Below are 14,544 nucleotides of genomic sequence, written 5' to 3'. Positions count from 1 at the left end.
CCGCGCATTCTGACCGCCGGTTACGCAGCAGGCGGCCGGGCCAAGTACCATCCTGCGACGATCCGGCAAAACTTCTGCAAGGCCGGCAAGGAGATGCGATGAGATGGGAAGGCAACGAACAGTCCGACAACGTCGAAGACCGCCGCGGTGAAGATGGTGGCGGTGGCGGCGGTTTCATCGGCGGCCGAAGCATCGGCATCGGCACCATCGCAGTCGCGCTGATCGCAGGCTGGATCTTCGGCATCAATCCGCTGACCGTGCTCAGCCTGCTGAGCGGCGGCGGTGGCGAGCAGGTCCAGGTGCAGCAACAGCAGCAAGGCCCCGCGCCCAAGCCGCCCTCGAGCGACCGCGAGGCGGCCTTCGTCTCGACCGTGCTGCGCAATACCGAGGTGGTCTGGACGAACATCTTCCGGCAGAACGGCGGCGCCTACCAGCCGCCGCGGCTCGTGCTGTTCCGCGGTGCCACGCCCACGGCTTGCGGCACCGGCCAGGCGGCCATGGGGCCGTTCTACTGCCCCGGCGACAAGAAGGTCTACATCGACCTCGGCTTCTACGACACGCTCAAGAACCAGCTCGGCGCGCCGGGCGAATTCGCGCAGGCCTACGTCATCGCGCACGAGGTCGGCCACCACGTGCAGGACGAGCTCGGCGTGACCGCCAAGGTCGACGGCATGCGCGGGCGCCTGAGCCAGTCGCAGAACAACGCGCTGAGCGTCCGCGTCGAGCTGCAGGCCGACTGCTTTGCCGGCATCTGGGCACACCATTCGCAGGAGTCGAAGAAGTGGCTCGACCCGGGCGACATCGAGGCCGCGATGAACGCCGCGCAGAAGATCGGCGACGACGCGCTGCAGCGTTCCGCGGGCCGCGCCGTGGTGCCCGACAGCTTCACCCACGGATCGAGTGCGCAGCGCCAGCGCTGGTTCGGTGCGGGCTACCAAAGCGGCGATGTCAAGTCCTGCGATACCTTCAATGCACGCAGCCTTTGAGCACTAAGGGCGCGAAAGCCCCGTAATTGCTGGATTGTTTGCTATAAAATAAATAGCAATACAGCCGGCGCGGAGTTTGTCGCGCCGCTGTCACTGCCATTTTTTGCGGCAGTGCGACAATAGAAGGCTTAATGACAAGCTCCTTCTCCAATCTATCGCTGGCGGAACCGCTGGCGCGCGCCGTAGCCGAAATGGGCTACGAGACCATGACTCCCATCCAGGAGCAGGCCATTCCGGTCGTGCTTTCGGGGCAGGACGTGATGGGGGCCGCGCAGACCGGCACCGGCAAGACCGCGGCGTTTTCGCTGCCCTTGCTGCAGCGCATGCTCAAGCACGAGAACTCGTCCACGTCGCCAGCGCGGCATCCGGTGCGTGCACTGGTGCTGCTGCCCACGCGCGAACTGGCCGACCAGGTGGCCCAGCAGGTCAAGCTGTATGCCAAGTACACCAACCTGCGCAGCACGGTGGTGTTCGGCGGCATCGACATGAAGCCTCAGACGCTCGAGCTCAAGAAGGGCGTCGAAGTGCTGGTGGCCACGCCGGGCCGGCTGCTCGATCACATCGAAGCCAAGAACGCGGTGCTCAACCAGGTGGAGTACGTGGTGCTCGACGAGGCCGACCGCATGCTCGACATCGGCTTCCTGCCCGACCTGCAGCGCATCCTGAGCTACCTGCCCAAGCAGCGCACCACGCTCCTGTTCTCGGCCACCTTCTCGCCCGAGATCAAGCGCCTTGCAGGCAGCTACCTGCAGAACCCGGTCACCATCGAGGTGGCGCGGCCGAACGAAACGGCCTCCACGGTCGAGCAGCACTTCTACAGCGTGGCCGACGACGACAAGCGCCGCGCGCTCAAGCAGATCGTGAAGCAGCGCGGCATCACGCAGGCCTTCGTGTTCGTCAACAGCAAGCTCGGTTGTGCGCGCCTCGCGCGCTCGCTCGAGCGCGATGGCCTTCGCACCACCGCGCTGCACGGCGACAAGAGCCAGGACGAACGCCTGAAGGCGCTCGCCTCGTTCAAGGCCGGCGAAGTCGACCTGCTGGTGTGCACCGACGTCGCGGCCCGCGGCCTCGACATCAAGGACGTGCCCGCGGTCTTCAACTTCGACATTCCGTTCAACGCCGAAGACTACGTGCACCGCATCGGCCGCACCGGCCGTGCCGGCGCCTCGGGCCTGGCCGTGAGCTTTGCGAGCGGCGGCAACGACGCGCGCCTGGTGGCCGACATCGAGAAGCTGATCAAGAAGAAGATCGAGCTCGAACCCGTCGAGTTCGAGGAAGACAATCCGCGCGGCCGCATCAATGACGGACGCCGCCACTGGCGCGAAGAGGGCGAGGCCGGCGACGCACGCGACGTGCTCGACCAGCCGCGCGAGCGCCGCGAAACCGAAGCCCGGCGCGGCGGCGGACGCCCGCACCGCGCACCTTCCGCGCCGCGCGATCCGTTCTTCGACAAGCCCTACGAACCGGGCCAGGCCGACGCCACGCCGGCCTGGGAAGCCGCTGCCAAGGCAACGCCTTCGCGCGGCATCTCGAGCAACATCAAGACCAAGCGCAAGGTCGCGGCCCTCTTCAAGAGCGCCGAAACCAACTGACGCCCGGGAGGGCTACCTCCATCCGCGGTGCCACCCGTAGCGCGGGTGGTGCCAGCCATATCCGTAGCGCGGGTGGTAGTTCCACACGAAACCCACGCCCGGCGATACGTAGGTCGGGGCCACATAGGCCACGCCCGGAGGCGCGGCATAGACCGGTTGCGCCGGTGCGACCACGCAGCCGGTCAGGATGGCCGCCAGCGCGGCGGCCGAAAGAGCGAGAACAGGCAGTCTCATGGCGATGCTCCTGGGACGAGTTGATCGGTATTCCCAGAAAACGCCCCGCGCCATCGGCGGATGACCTCCTTTACCCTCGCGAAATAATGTGACCGGCCCGTTGCAAGCCGGGCGCCCCAAGGCCGCGTTGCGCCCTCAGATCACGTGGAAATGGTGCGTTCCGTCACGCCCCAGTTGCGCGACAAGGCCGTATTCCCAGTCCAGGTAGGCCTGCATGGCCTCCGCCGGCGCATCCGTGCCTTCATAGGGCCTGCGGTAGCGGTCGGTGCGCGGTGTCGCGAGCCGTGTCTCGCCGGTTTCCGCCTCCAGGCCTGCCGCGAACCATGCCGCGTTGCCGCCGGCCAGCACCAGCACTTCCACGTCGCGCTCGCCGCGCGCATCGAGCAGCAGGCGCAGGTCGGCCGCGGCGTAGCGCGCGAGGAGGCTGCTGCCGCAGGTCAGCACATAGCGCTGCGCCGGCGGGATGGCCGCGTCGACGGCCTGCGCAAGCTGGGCGCGAATGGCATACCAGGCCCCGGGGATGTGGCGCTTCACGTAGTTGGCGCTGGTGGTCACGTCGATCACCGCCGTGCCGATCTGCTGCTTCAGCAGGGCCGCCAGCTCCGTGGGCGAGATCTCTGCCACCGCGGCCGCGGCGGGCGGATGGGCGGGCGGCGGCGCAGCGGTCTCGGTGAAGGCCGAAGCGGGCGGCACCGTGTCGGGCACGTAGACCTCCCACCCCATCTGCGCGAGCCACGACGCGCTCATCGAGGCTCGCACACCGTCGTCGTCGGCCAGCACGATGCGAGCGCCGCGCACCGGCACCTGGTGATCGGTTTCCTGCACCAGCTGCCCGCCGGGCGCGCTCGCGAAGCCGGGCAGGTGGCCGGCCTCGTATTCCTCGGGCGTGCGCACGTCGAAGCGGTACACGGTGCGCCCTGGGGCTTCCAGCGTGTGCAGCGCATCGAGCGCGATGCGGCGCACGTCGGCCTTTTCCGCGACGCGCCGCGCGTCGGCCTGGGCCTGCGCGCGATGCGCATCGGATACCGCGGCCGGCGCCTTCCGGTCCGCGCCATGGTCGAGCAGCTGCCCCGCGAGCTTCCAGCCGACGGTGCCGTTGCGCAGCGCCGCCACCGGGTTCGGAATGCCCGCATTCACCAGCGACTGCGTGCCGATGATGCTGCGCGTGCGGCCCGCGCAATTGACGATCACCTGCGTCGTCGGGTCGGGAGCCAGCTCGCGCACGCGCAGCACCAGTTCCGCGCCGGGCACGCTGGTGGCAGAGGGGATGCTCATCGTCCGGTATTCGTCGAAGCGCCGTGCGTCGAGCACCACCACATTGGCCTTGCCCTCGACCAGGGCCTTCACCTCGGGTGCGGAGAGCGAGGGCGTGTGCCGCTCGTGCTCGACCAGTTCGCCAAAGGACTTGCTCGGCACGTTCACGTCGCGGAACAGCTCGCCGCCGGCCGCGCGCCAGCCCTCGAGGCCGCCTTCGAGCAGGTGCAGGTTCGCATAGCCCAGCGAGGCCAGCGTGCGCGCGGCCAGCGGCGCCAGGTCGATGTCGCCGTGCGCGCCGTACAGCACGATGAAGGTGTCCCGCCGCGGAATGCGCCGCCAGGCTTCGATCTCGATGCGCGAGAGCGGCAGGTTCGCCGCCCACAGCGGATGCGCCTGCGCGAAGGGGTCTTCCTCGCGCACGTCGAGCAGCGCGGTTTCCTCGCGTGCGAGCAGGCGCTCGCGCACGGCGGCAAAGGGCAGCAGGGGAAAGGCAGCGGTCGTCATGCGGATGTCGTCGATCTGAGTTCGGCTGAGCGGTCCCACAGGTTGGGAAGCAGCGAGTTGGAGTAGCCCGAGACGAAGGGCTTGCGTGCGCCCTCGGCCGGGTAAGTATGCCGCCGCACGGCCCCGATGTTGGCACCGTACACGTGGATGCTGATCGATACGCGGTCTGCATGCGCGTTGTGCACGCGATGCAGGTCGCCGATGCGGGGCGAGACGGCTTCCACGTCGCCGGCATCGAGCCGCACCGCCTTGCCCTGCGGACGCGCCCGGCCATCGGGGCCGACGGCATAGCCCTGGCTGTATTCGGCGCCGCGCAGCATGCCGATCAGGCCCCACACGGTATGGTCGTGCACCGGCGTCGCCTGCCCCGGTCCCCAGACAAAACTCACGACCGAGAAGCGTTCGGTGCTGTCGGCATGCAGCAGGAACTGCTGGTAGCGCGCCGGATCGGGTTGGGCAAAGGCGTCCGGCAGCCGGTCGTCGCGCGCAACCAGCCTGCGAGGCAGGGCGCCGCCTTCGGAAAGAATGCGCGGCTCGTTGGGCCCGCTGTCGAGCAGGCGGCCGAACGCGACGACGAATTCGCGCGGCGGTGCGACAGCAGGCACGCCGCTCACGCGGGACGTTTCCAGAGCTGCGCATCGGTGATGGCGTGCACGTCCACGCGCACCGGCAGGATGCCGTCGCGCGCCGAACGGTCGGCCACCGTCTGCAGTGCGGCGATATCGGCTTCGGAGACCGGCCGGCCCGTGACCGAGGCGCGTGCCGTGATGATGCGGGCCGATTCGATCGGCAGGCGCGTGAGCTGGCTGTAGGCCTGCGCATAGGCCTCGGGGTTGGCCAGCGCCCATTCGCCCGCGCGCGCCAGCCGGTCCAGAAACTGCACGATGGCGACGCGCCTGGCCGGATCGGCCAGCGAAGGCTCGCTGGCGGTGATGAAGCCCAGCGCCGTGTTGATGCCGCGCCCGTCGCGCAGGATGCGCCCGCCCTGCTGCAGCGCAATCGTGTAGTAGGGATCGAAGACGGCCCACGCATCGATCTGCTTCGAAGCGAAGGCGGCGGCCGCATCGGTCGGCAGCACGAACTTCACCGTGACCTCGTCGCGCCGCACGCCGGCTTCCTCGAGCGCGCCATAGAGCTGGTATTGGGAGATGCTGCCGCGTGCGGACGACACGATCACCGTCTTGCGGCGCAGGTCGGCCACCTGGCGCAGCTTTGAGTCGGGCTGCACCACGATGCCCAGGGCATCGGCCTTGCCGACGCGCGTGGCGACGATCTTCAGCGGCGTCCTGCCGACGGCTGCGGCCAGCACCGGCAGGTCGCCGGCCACCGCCGTGTCGACGGCCGCGCTGCGCTGCGCCTCGAACAGCGGCGCCGCGCCCTGGAAGTTGGCCCAGCGGTAGGCAAAGGGCACGCCTTCGAGTGCCTTCGAGGCTTCGAACAGCGCGCGCAGGCCGCCGGCCTGGTCGCCGAGCACCAGCGTGGCCTGCGCTTGCGCCCATGCGCGCAGCGGCCCGGCGGCTGCGAGCGAGAGCGCCGCGCCTTGCTTGAGCCAGCTGCGGCGCGAGGCTTTCGAAAACAGCAGATCGGTCATGCGGCGGCTCCGGAGGACAGCAGCGCACGCTTGCCCGCCGCAATCAGGATCGCGTCGTTCTGCGGCGTGTGGATGCGGCTGCACAGCACGTCGCGGTAATGCCGCTCCAGCGGGTTCTGCCGCGCGAGGCCGTGGTTGCCGCTGAGCTGCAGCGCGAGTTCGACCGCGCGGATGGCGTTGCCCGTCACGGTGTACTTGAGCAGGCCGCTGTCGGCGGCCGGCTGCGCGCGGCCTTGGTCCACGGCCCGGGTTGCATCGTCGAGCAGCACGCGGTTCGTGCGCAGCAGCGCCTCGATCTCTCCCACGTGCTCCTGCACGCGCGGCAGGCTCGCGAGCGGCGCGCCCAGGCTGCCGGGCGCACGCGTGTTCAGAAAGCCCGCCAGCCAGTCGCGCGCGGCCTGCGCCACCGCGTCGTAGAGGCTGCCGAGCAGCACCGTCATCCAGGCCTGCTGCGTGGCGTGGGCATCGATGTCGGTCTGGCTGCCGGCGTCGGGCGCCCAGTCGGCCGGGGCGCGCAGGTCCACCGCGTGATCGAGGTCGATCGGGACGTTCTCGAACACCACCTCGTGGCTGCCCGAGGCGCGCAGGCCCAGGTGGTCCCAGCTCGCGATCACGCGCACGCCGGGCGCATGGCGCGGCACCAGGAACACGCCGGTGCGCGGCGCGGCCTCGTCGGTGCGGCCCCACACGGCGAGCCACGAGAGGCCTTCGATGCCCGTCGTGTAGAGCTTGTGGCCGTCGATCTTCCAGCCGCTGCCTTCGCGGCGCGCGACCGTCGCGGGCAGGCCGCCGCGCGCGGGCGAGCCGAGCGCGGGCTCGACGCGCAGCGCGTTGATGAGCGCGCCGCGTTCCACCGCGCTGCGCAGCACGCGTTCGCGCAGGTGCGGCGGCCAGCGGCTGTCGCTGCGTGCGAGTGCGTGGTGCTGCAGGTAGGTCATCGTGAGGATCAGCGCGGTGGCCGGCTCGCCGCGCGCCACGGCCGCGATCACGCGGCGCGCCGTGGCCAGCGTGGCGCCGCCGCCGCCGTGCACCGCGGGCGCCACCAGGCCGACGAGGCCGTGCGACTGCAAGGCCGCGAAGTTCGGATGCGGAAAGGCGCCGCTGCGGTCGTGGTCGGCCGCGGTGGCGGCGAACTGCGCCGACAGATGCGCGAGCAGCGCGGCATCGACGGTGGCAGGCGCGGGGTCTTCATTCGTGGCCGGCGGGCGGCGCAAGGGGAGTGCACTCATGGTTGCGCACGGTACCGGGGCCGCGCCGCGCCGGAAACGACGCATCCCGCATATGCAAACTCGTTTTTCTGCGTTCGCTTTTGCCGCCTGCCTCGGTACGGTCCGGTGCATGACATCTGACTTCCCCATCGACAGGCGCCGCCTGCTTCAGGCTGCTGCGGGCTGGAGCGCCCTGGCCGCGGCCAGGGCGGCACCGGCGCGCGACCTTTCTGGCGTCACGCTGCGCGTGGGCACCTACAAGGGGCTCTGGCGGCCGCTGCTGCAGGCTTCCGGCCAGGCCAGCACGCCCTACAAGATCGACTGGCGCGAGCTCAACAACGGCGTGCTGCACATCGAGGCCACCAACGGCGACGCGCTCGACCTGGGCTCGGGCAGCGAGATCCCGTCGGTGTTCGCGGCGCGCCAGAAATCGAGCGTGCGGCTGGTGGCCGTGACGCATGAAGACCTCAACAACCAGGCCACACTGGCGCGCAAGGATTCGCCGATCCGCCGCATCGCCGATTTCAAGGGCAGGCGCGTGGGCTACGTGCGCGCCACCACCTCGCACTACTACCTGGCCAGGCAGCTGGCCGAGGCGGGCCTGTCGTTCAGCGACATCCAGGCCGTGAGCCTCACGCCCTCGGACGGCCTCTCGGCCTTCGCGCGCGGCGACCTCGATGCCTGGGCCATCTACGGCTACAACGGCCAGTTGGCGCGCACGCAGTACGGGGCGCGAACCATCAAGACCGGTGTGGGCTACCTCTCGGGCAACTTTCCGATCTACGCCAACCCGCGTGCGCTCGACGACGAGCTGCGCCGCGCGGCGCTGGGCGACCTGCTGCAGCGCCTGCAGCGCGCCTTCGCATGGATCAACGGCAACCTCCTGGCCTATGCGCGGGCGCAATCGGCCGAGACGCGCGTCCCGGTCGGCGACCTGGTCGAGCTCTTCAACGGCCGCAGCGGCGACTACAGCCTGGGCCCGGTCACCGATGCGGTGGTGCGCAGCCACCAGGAGGTGGCCGACACCTTCCTGAAGATCGGCGTGCTCGACGGGCCCGCCGACGTGAAGCCCCTGTGGGACCGCCGCTTCGAGAGCGTGCTGCGCCTGCCCGCCGCCTGAACAACACACACATCACCCTGAAAACACGAGGACACCATGAGCCAGAACGACGTTGAATTCATCGGCATGATCCAGGGCCAGAAGGTCTCGGAGATCCACGCGGCCAAGGGCCCGGCCATCGACCGCGACTACGTGCGCGCCTTCGCCCAGGCGCATGAGAACGCGGGCTTCGACCGCGTGCTGGTGCCGCATCATTCGACCGGCCCCGACGCCACGCTGACCGTGGCCCATGCCGCATCGGTCACCGAGCGCATCCATTTCATGCTCGCGCACCGCCCGGGCTTCGTCGCACCGACGCTGGCGGCGCGGCAGTTCGCCTCGCTCGACCAGTTCAGCGGCGGCCGGCTCGCGGTGCACTACATCTCGGGCGGCTCCGACGAGGAACAGCGCCGCGACGGCGACTGGCTCGGCCACGACCAGCGCTATGCGCGCACCGACGAATACCTCGACGTGCTGCACAAGGTGTGGACCGCCGGCAAGCCCTTCGACCACGAAGGCGCGCACTACCGCTTCCAGAACGCTTTCTCCGAAGTGAAGCCGGTGCAGACACGCAATGGCAGGCCGCATGTGCCGGTGTACTTTGGCGGTGCTTCGGAGGCGGCGATTCCGGTCGCGGGCAAGTACGCCGATGTGTATGCGCTGTGGGGCGAGTCGCTCGACCAGGCGCGCGAGCTCACGGCGCGCGTGCGCGCCGAGGCCGCGAAGCACGGGCGCAGCATGCGCTTCTCGGTGTCGTTCCGCCCGATCCTCGCGGAGACCGAAGAGGCCGCATGGGCGCGCGCCGAGAACATCTTGGCCGAGACGAAGCGGCTGCGTGTGGTGCAGGGCTACAACCGCGGCGGGCCGCAGCAAAGCGAAGGTGCGAAGCGCCTGCTCGCCGCGGCCGAGAAGGGCACGCGGCTCGACAAGCGCCTGTGGACGGCGGTGGCGCAGGAGATCGGCGGCCGCTCTAACAGCACCGCGCTGGTCGGCACGCCCGAGCAGGTGGCCGATGCGCTGCTCGACTACTATGACCTGGGCGTGACCACCTTCCTGATCCGCGGCTTCGATCCGCTGGAAGACGCGGTCGACTACGGCCGCGAGCTGATTCCGCGCACGCGCGAGCTGGTGGCGCAGCGCGCGCAATCGCAACGCAAGGCGGCCTGAGCGATGAATGCCGTTCTTTCCATCGACCGCCACGCCCCCCAGCCGCTCAAGCTCAACCCCAACCCGCAGCAGAAGTACTGGTTCGATCCGATCCCGCCGCGCACCAGCGTGCAGGCCGAGCGCCGCCATCGGCAGGAGCGCCTCGCAGGTGCATTCCGCCTGTTCGCACGCTTCGGTTTCGCCCAAGGCCTGGCCGGCCACATCACCGCGCGCGACCCGGAGCTCAGCGACCACTTCTGGGTCAACCCGCTGGGCATCCATTTCTCGCGCATCAAGGTCTCCGACCTGCTGCTCGTCAACGCGAAGGGCGAGACGGTGATCGGCGATCGGCCGCTCAACAAGGCCGCGTTCGCCATCCATGCCGCGATCCACGAGCACAACCCGAAGATCGTCGCCGCCGCGCATACGCATTCGACCTACGGCAAGGCCTGGTCGACACTCGGCCGCAAGCTCGACACGATCACGCAGGACAGCTGCGTGTTCCATGACGACGTGGCGCTGTTCGACGACTTCACCGGCATGGTGGTCGACACCAGCGAGGGTGAGCGCATCGCGCGGGCGCTGGGCGACAAAAAGGGCGCGATCCTCAAGAACCACGGCATCCTGACAGCGGGCCCGACGGTCGAGGCCGCCGCGTGGTGGTACATCGCGCTCGACAACGCCTGCCACACGCAGCTTCTCGCCGAGGCCGCCGGCAAGCCGCAGCCCATCGACGAGGAAACCGCGCGCCACACGCACAGCCAGATCGGAGGGCCGGAGGGGGCCATCCATTCCTTCGACAGCCTCTACCAAGGCCTGGTCGAGGCGGAACCCGAACTGCTGCTCTGAAGAAAAACCACTGGAGTTCTCGATGACCGCATCCTTTTCACGCCCCATATCGCGCCGGGGTGTCCTGCGCGCAGGCGGCGCCGCCGCCGTGGTTGCCTCTGGCGGCCTGATCGCCTCGCGGGCCTTCTCGCAGCAGGCGCGCAAGCTCACCTTCGCATGGAACGCCGCCGCGTTCTGCCTCTCGCCCGTCGTCGTCGCGCAGGAGCGCGGCTACTTCGAGCGCAACGGCTTGCAGGTGGACCTGATCAACTACACCGGTTCCACCGACCAGCTGCTGGAGTCGCTGGCCACGGCCAAGGCCGATGCGGCGGTGGGCATGATCCACCGCTGGCTCAAGCCGCTGGAGTCGGGCTTCGACGTGAAGATCGTCGGCAGCTCGCACGGCGGCTGCGTGCGGCTGGTGGGTGCGAAGAGTGCGGGTGCGACCAGCCTTGCGAGCCTCAAGGGCAAGATCATCGGCGTGTCGGACATCGCGAGCCCGGGCAAGAACTTCTTCTCGATCCTGCTCGCGAAGAACGGCATCGACGCCGACAGGGACGTGACCTGGCGCCAGTACCCGGCCGACTTGCTCGACATTGCCGTGCAGAAGGGCGAGATCCATGCGATTGCCGATGGCGACCCTAATGTGTACCTGATCGAGAAGCGCAACAAGGGCGCCTTCGTGGAGATTGCGAGCAACCTCTCGGGCGAATACAAGGACAAGGTCTGCTGCATCGTCGGCGCGCGGGGCGAACTTGTTCGCAAGGACAAGCCGACCGTCGCGGCCCTCGTGCGCGCCATCGCGCAAGCCTCCGACTACGTGGCCGAGAACCCGAACGAATCGGCCAAGCTGTTTGCGAAGTATTCGCCCAAGGTGCCGATCGAGGACCTGCGCGCGCTGCTTGGCACGCTCACGCACAACCACCATCCGCTCGGAAAGAACCTGCGCGACGAGGTGGAGTTCTATGCGCGCGATTTCCGCGGCGTCGGCGTGCTCAAGAAGACCACCGATCCAGTGCGCTTTGCCGAGCACGTCTCTTTCGATCCACTCGCATGAGCACCCCCGACCCCGCATTGGGCTTCGATTCCCTCCCCTTCCGGGGGAGGGCCAGGGTGGAGGCAGCGCCGCCCGAACGCACATCCGCTCCGGCATCGACATCGCCCCGTATCCAAGCGGCCCTGTCCGCATGGCGCATCGGCTTCGCTGCCGCAGCCACATGGTTCGCCCTCGGCCTGCTCACGGTCTACTGGCCGAACAAGGCCGTCGGCTTCAGCGACTGGGCCTACACCCACGAGTTCGGCATCGCCGCCATCGCGGTGGGCGCGCTGCTGCTGGCCGTTGCATCGCTCGGGCCGCGCGCCGGCCGCGTCGCGCTTGCACTGCGGCCCGCAGGCCCGTGGCTTGTCGCGCTGCCCGTGCTGTTCGCGATCTGGGAGATCGCGACTGCCAAGCTCGCGCTGCTGCCCACGCCGTTCTTCGCGCCGCCGCAAAGCCTGGTCGAGACCTACATCGACGACTGGCGCCGCCTCGGCGAAAGCCTGCTGCATTCGACCCGGCTGCTCGCACATGGTTTCGTGCTGGGCGCGCTCGCGGGCTTTCTCACGGGCGTGACCATCGGCTGGTCGCGCATCGCGGGCTACTGGGTGCATCCGGTGCTGCGCTTCGTGGGGCCGGTGCCGGCTTCGGCGCTGCTGCCGCTGGCGTTCTTCTTCTTTCCGTCGAGCTATGCGGCCGCGGTGTTCCTGATCGCGCTGGCGACGGGCTTTCCGGTGGCGGTGCTCACTTGGTCGGGCGTGGCGGGCGTCAACCGCAACTACTACGACGTGGCGCGCACCATGGGCGCGAGCGAGCGCTTCCTGGTGCTGCGCGTGGCCATTCCGGCTGCCTTGCCGCAGGTGTTCGTGGGCCTCTTCATGGGGCTGGGCGCGGCCTTCTCGGTGCTCGTCACGGCCGAGATGATGGGCGTGAAGGCGGGGCTGGGCTTCTATCTTTCGTGGGCGCAGGGCTGGGCCTCGTACTCGAACATGTATGCCGCGCTGATCGTGATGGCGGTGCTGTGCTCGGGCCTGATCACGCTGCTCTTCAAGGTGCGCGACCGCGTGCTGTCGTGGCAGAAGGGGACAGTCAAATGGTAGCCACCGCAACAACGGCCGATGCAGGCGTGCGCCAGGCCGGCGCGCACATCGATATCCGCGGCGTGAGCCATTGGTTCGATGTGCCCGCGGGGCCGCTGCAGGTGCTCGACGACATCGACCTCTCGGTGAAGCCCGGCGAGTTCGTCGCGCTGCTGGGGCCGAGCGGCTGCGGCAAGTCGACGCTGCTGCGCCTGGTGGCCGGGCTCGAGCCCGCCACGGCTGGCCGAATCACGCAGGACGATGCGCCCATCACGCGGCCTGACCCGTCGCGCATCGTCGTGTTCCAGGACCCGACGCTCTACCCCTGGCGCAGCGTGTGGGACAACGTGGCGCTGGGCCTGCAGGCGCGCGGCGTGCTCAAGGCGCAGCGCGGGCGCGTCGACGAGGCGCTGAAGCTTGTCGGCCTCACCGACTTTGCCAAGGCCTTTCCGCACCAGCTCTCGGGCGGCATGGCGCAGCGCGTGGCGCTGGCGCGCGCGCTGGTCAACGATCCGCAGCTGCTGGTGCTCGACGAGCCGCTCGGCAAGCTCGATTCGCTCACGCGCATTGCAATGCAGAGCGAGCTGGTCAACCTGTGGCAGCGCGCGGGCTTCTCGGCGCTGCTGGTGACGCACGATGTGGAAGAGGCCCTGTTCCTCGCCAACCGCGTGATCGTGCTGAGCGACCGGCCGGCGCGCATTTCGGCGGAGATCGTGGTCGACTTGCCGTATCCGCGGCATCGCGGCCATGCGCGTTTGGCCGAGCTTCGCCACGAAGCATTGCGGCACCTGGGGCTCGACGCCACCTGGTGAGATGAACAGCACGCCCGAGGCCGATTGGCTCAACCTGCTGATCGGCCTGCTGCAAGGCGCCCAGCTGCAGTTGCTGCGCGTGCTCGATGCACTCGGGCTCGCGCAGCATGTGCACGGCCAGCCGGCGTGGCCGTGGGCGCGGCGGCTGTCGGGCGAGAACCTGCTGATCGACCTGGGGCAGGCGCGCAGCTTGGCGTGGACACTGGTGTTCGTCGCCGTGGCGGTGCTCGCGTTGCTGCTGGCCTTCTTGTGGCGGCGGCCGCGCTACTACCTGCTGGCGCTGGTGCCGATGCTGCTGATCGCCGCGCCCTGGCCCGAGCCGCGCGTGGTGCTGGTGCCCGCGACGCCCACCAGCTTTCAGGCATCGCCGACCGGCTTCACGGCCGAGTCCATCGCCCAGGGCCGCGTGCTCTACCAACAGAACTGCGTGGCCTGCCACGGCGCGAACGGCAAGGGCGAAGGTCCACTCGCAGCCTCGCTGGCGGTGTGGCCGCCGGACCTCAGCGGCCCGTTGCTATGGCGGCGCGCCGATGGCGACCTGCTCTGGCGCATCCTCCACGGCACGCGCGATGCGCAGCAGGGCGGCCAACCCACCATGCCCGGCTTCGCCGCAAAGCTCAACGAGGCCGACGCCTGGGCGCTGGTCGACTACATGAAGGCGCAGGGCGCGGGCCAGAGCCTGCGTGCGCTCGGCAACTGGCCGCAGCCCATCGGCCTGCCCGACATGGCGGTGCGCTGCGGTTCGCAGCCGCCTCGGTTGCTCGCAAGCTGGCGCGGGCAGCGCGTGCGCATCGTGGCGGGCGGCGCAGCGCCAGTGGAAGACCCGCGCCTCGTCACCGTGCTGCTGCGGCCGCCTTCGAGCGCGGTGGCAACGTCCGCCGATTGCGTGGCCGATTCCGCCGCCGCATGGGAGGCACTGGCGCTCATCGCCGGCACCGAGCAATTGGCCGGCACCCAACTGATTGCCGATCGCGACGGCTGGCTGCGCGCACGCGGTGCGCCCGGCAAGGCGGGCTGGTCGGACGACGACCTGCTGTGCCGCAGCGAACGTGCGCCCGTCGCGGCGGCGGAGCAGGTCGCTGCTGCACTGCCTGCCGATGGCCTGGGCGCGCTGATCGCCCGCATGGACGCGCAGCCGGTGCGCTTCGTCAAGGGCGGCTTCATCCATTGAC

The 14,544-nt window shown here is 69.4% G+C and carries 14 protein-coding genes; 9 read left to right on the top strand and 5 right to left on the bottom strand.

The window, feature by feature from the left end:
* The first annotated feature begins 98 nt into the window (after nucleotides 1-98).
* Together ypfJ and VAPA_RS19725 are read left to right on the top strand one after the other, a co-directional pair.
* Nucleotides 99-986 carry a KPN_02809 family neutral zinc metallopeptidase gene (gene ypfJ, locus VAPA_RS19730; protein ID WP_021008528.1) on the top strand — a complete coding sequence of 296 codons (888 nt, stop codon included), beginning with the start codon at nucleotides 99-101 and terminating at the stop codon, nucleotides 984-986.
* A 131-nt stretch (nucleotides 987-1,117) separates the two neighbouring features.
* Nucleotides 1,118-2,578: a DEAD/DEAH box helicase gene (locus VAPA_RS19725; protein ID WP_021008527.1), complete on the top strand. Its 1,461-nt coding sequence runs from the start codon at nucleotides 1,118-1,120 to the stop codon at nucleotides 2,576-2,578.
* 12 nt (nucleotides 2,579-2,590) lie between these two features.
* Here the strand turns inward: VAPA_RS19725 and VAPA_RS19720 are convergent, their stop codons facing one another.
* The 5 genes from VAPA_RS19720 to VAPA_RS19700 form a co-directional block, all read right to left on the bottom strand.
* Nucleotides 2,591-2,812, bottom strand: a complete 222-nt coding sequence (locus VAPA_RS19720; protein ID WP_021008526.1) for a hypothetical protein — start codon at nucleotides 2,810-2,812, stop codon at nucleotides 2,591-2,593.
* A gap of 135 nt (nucleotides 2,813-2,947) precedes the next feature.
* Nucleotides 2,948-4,573 carry a rhodanese-related sulfurtransferase gene (locus tag VAPA_RS19715; protein WP_021008525.1) on the bottom strand — a complete coding sequence of 542 codons (1,626 nt, stop codon included), beginning with the start codon at nucleotides 4,571-4,573 and terminating at the stop codon, nucleotides 2,948-2,950.
* The gene (locus tag VAPA_RS19710; RefSeq protein WP_021008524.1) at nucleotides 4,570-5,187 is read right to left on the bottom strand and encodes a cysteine dioxygenase family protein; all 618 of its coding nucleotides are present in this window, start codon (nucleotides 5,185-5,187) and stop codon (nucleotides 4,570-4,572) included. Before VAPA_RS19710 ends, VAPA_RS19715 begins: the two co-directional genes overlap by 4 nt.
* A complete protein-coding gene (locus VAPA_RS19705; RefSeq protein WP_021008523.1) occupies nucleotides 5,184-6,164 on the bottom strand; it encodes an ABC transporter substrate-binding protein in 981 nt (326 codons plus the stop codon). Before VAPA_RS19705 ends, VAPA_RS19710 begins: the two co-directional genes overlap by 4 nt.
* Complete coding sequence (locus tag VAPA_RS19700) at nucleotides 6,161-7,393, bottom strand: acyl-CoA dehydrogenase family protein (protein ID WP_021008522.1); 1,233 nt, start codon at nucleotides 7,391-7,393, stop codon at nucleotides 6,161-6,163. Before VAPA_RS19700 ends, VAPA_RS19705 begins: the two co-directional genes overlap by 4 nt.
* A gap of 109 nt (nucleotides 7,394-7,502) precedes the next feature.
* Here VAPA_RS19700 and VAPA_RS19695 point away from each other — a divergent pair, with 109 nt between their 5' ends.
* Genes VAPA_RS19695 through VAPA_RS19665 form a run of 7 tightly spaced genes read left to right on the top strand, consistent with a single transcriptional unit; the run spans nucleotide 7,503 to nucleotide 14,543 of the window.
* A complete protein-coding gene (locus VAPA_RS19695; RefSeq protein ID WP_021008521.1) occupies nucleotides 7,503-8,492 on the top strand; it encodes an ABC transporter substrate-binding protein in 990 nt (329 codons plus the stop codon).
* A gap of 36 nt (nucleotides 8,493-8,528) precedes the next feature.
* Nucleotides 8,529-9,638 (top strand): LLM class flavin-dependent oxidoreductase, encoded by a 1,110-nt coding sequence (locus VAPA_RS19690; RefSeq protein WP_021008520.1) that lies wholly within the window; start codon nucleotides 8,529-8,531, stop codon nucleotides 9,636-9,638.
* 3 nt (nucleotides 9,639-9,641) lie between these two features.
* Nucleotides 9,642-10,466 carry a class II aldolase/adducin family protein gene (locus VAPA_RS19685; protein WP_021008519.1) on the top strand — a complete coding sequence of 275 codons (825 nt, stop codon included), beginning with the start codon at nucleotides 9,642-9,644 and terminating at the stop codon, nucleotides 10,464-10,466.
* Nucleotides 10,467-10,488: 22 nt separating this feature from the next.
* Nucleotides 10,489-11,502, top strand: coding sequence for an ABC transporter substrate-binding protein (locus VAPA_RS19680; RefSeq protein WP_021008518.1), 1,014 nt, complete (start codon nucleotides 10,489-10,491; stop codon nucleotides 11,500-11,502).
* The gene (locus VAPA_RS19675; protein ID WP_041946171.1) at nucleotides 11,499-12,581 is read left to right on the top strand and encodes an ABC transporter permease; all 1,083 of its coding nucleotides are present in this window, start codon (nucleotides 11,499-11,501) and stop codon (nucleotides 12,579-12,581) included. Before VAPA_RS19680 ends, VAPA_RS19675 begins: the two co-directional genes overlap by 4 nt.
* On the top strand, nucleotides 12,575-13,372 hold the full coding sequence (locus VAPA_RS19670) for an ABC transporter ATP-binding protein (protein WP_041946170.1): 798 nt from the start codon (nucleotides 12,575-12,577) through the stop codon (nucleotides 13,370-13,372). Before VAPA_RS19675 ends, VAPA_RS19670 begins: the two co-directional genes overlap by 7 nt.
* Nucleotide 13,373: 1 nt before the next feature.
* Nucleotides 13,374-14,543, top strand: coding sequence for a c-type cytochrome (locus VAPA_RS19665; protein WP_021008515.1), 1,170 nt, complete (start codon nucleotides 13,374-13,376; stop codon nucleotides 14,541-14,543).
* Nucleotide 14,544: the final 1 nt, after the last annotated feature.

The organism is Variovorax paradoxus B4 (assembly GCF_000463015.1).
Lineage (GTDB): Bacteria > Pseudomonadota > Gammaproteobacteria > Burkholderiales > Burkholderiaceae_C > Variovorax > Variovorax paradoxus_E.
Note: the sequence above shows the minus strand (reverse complement) of the source record. Positions and strands in the feature narration are given on the sequence as shown.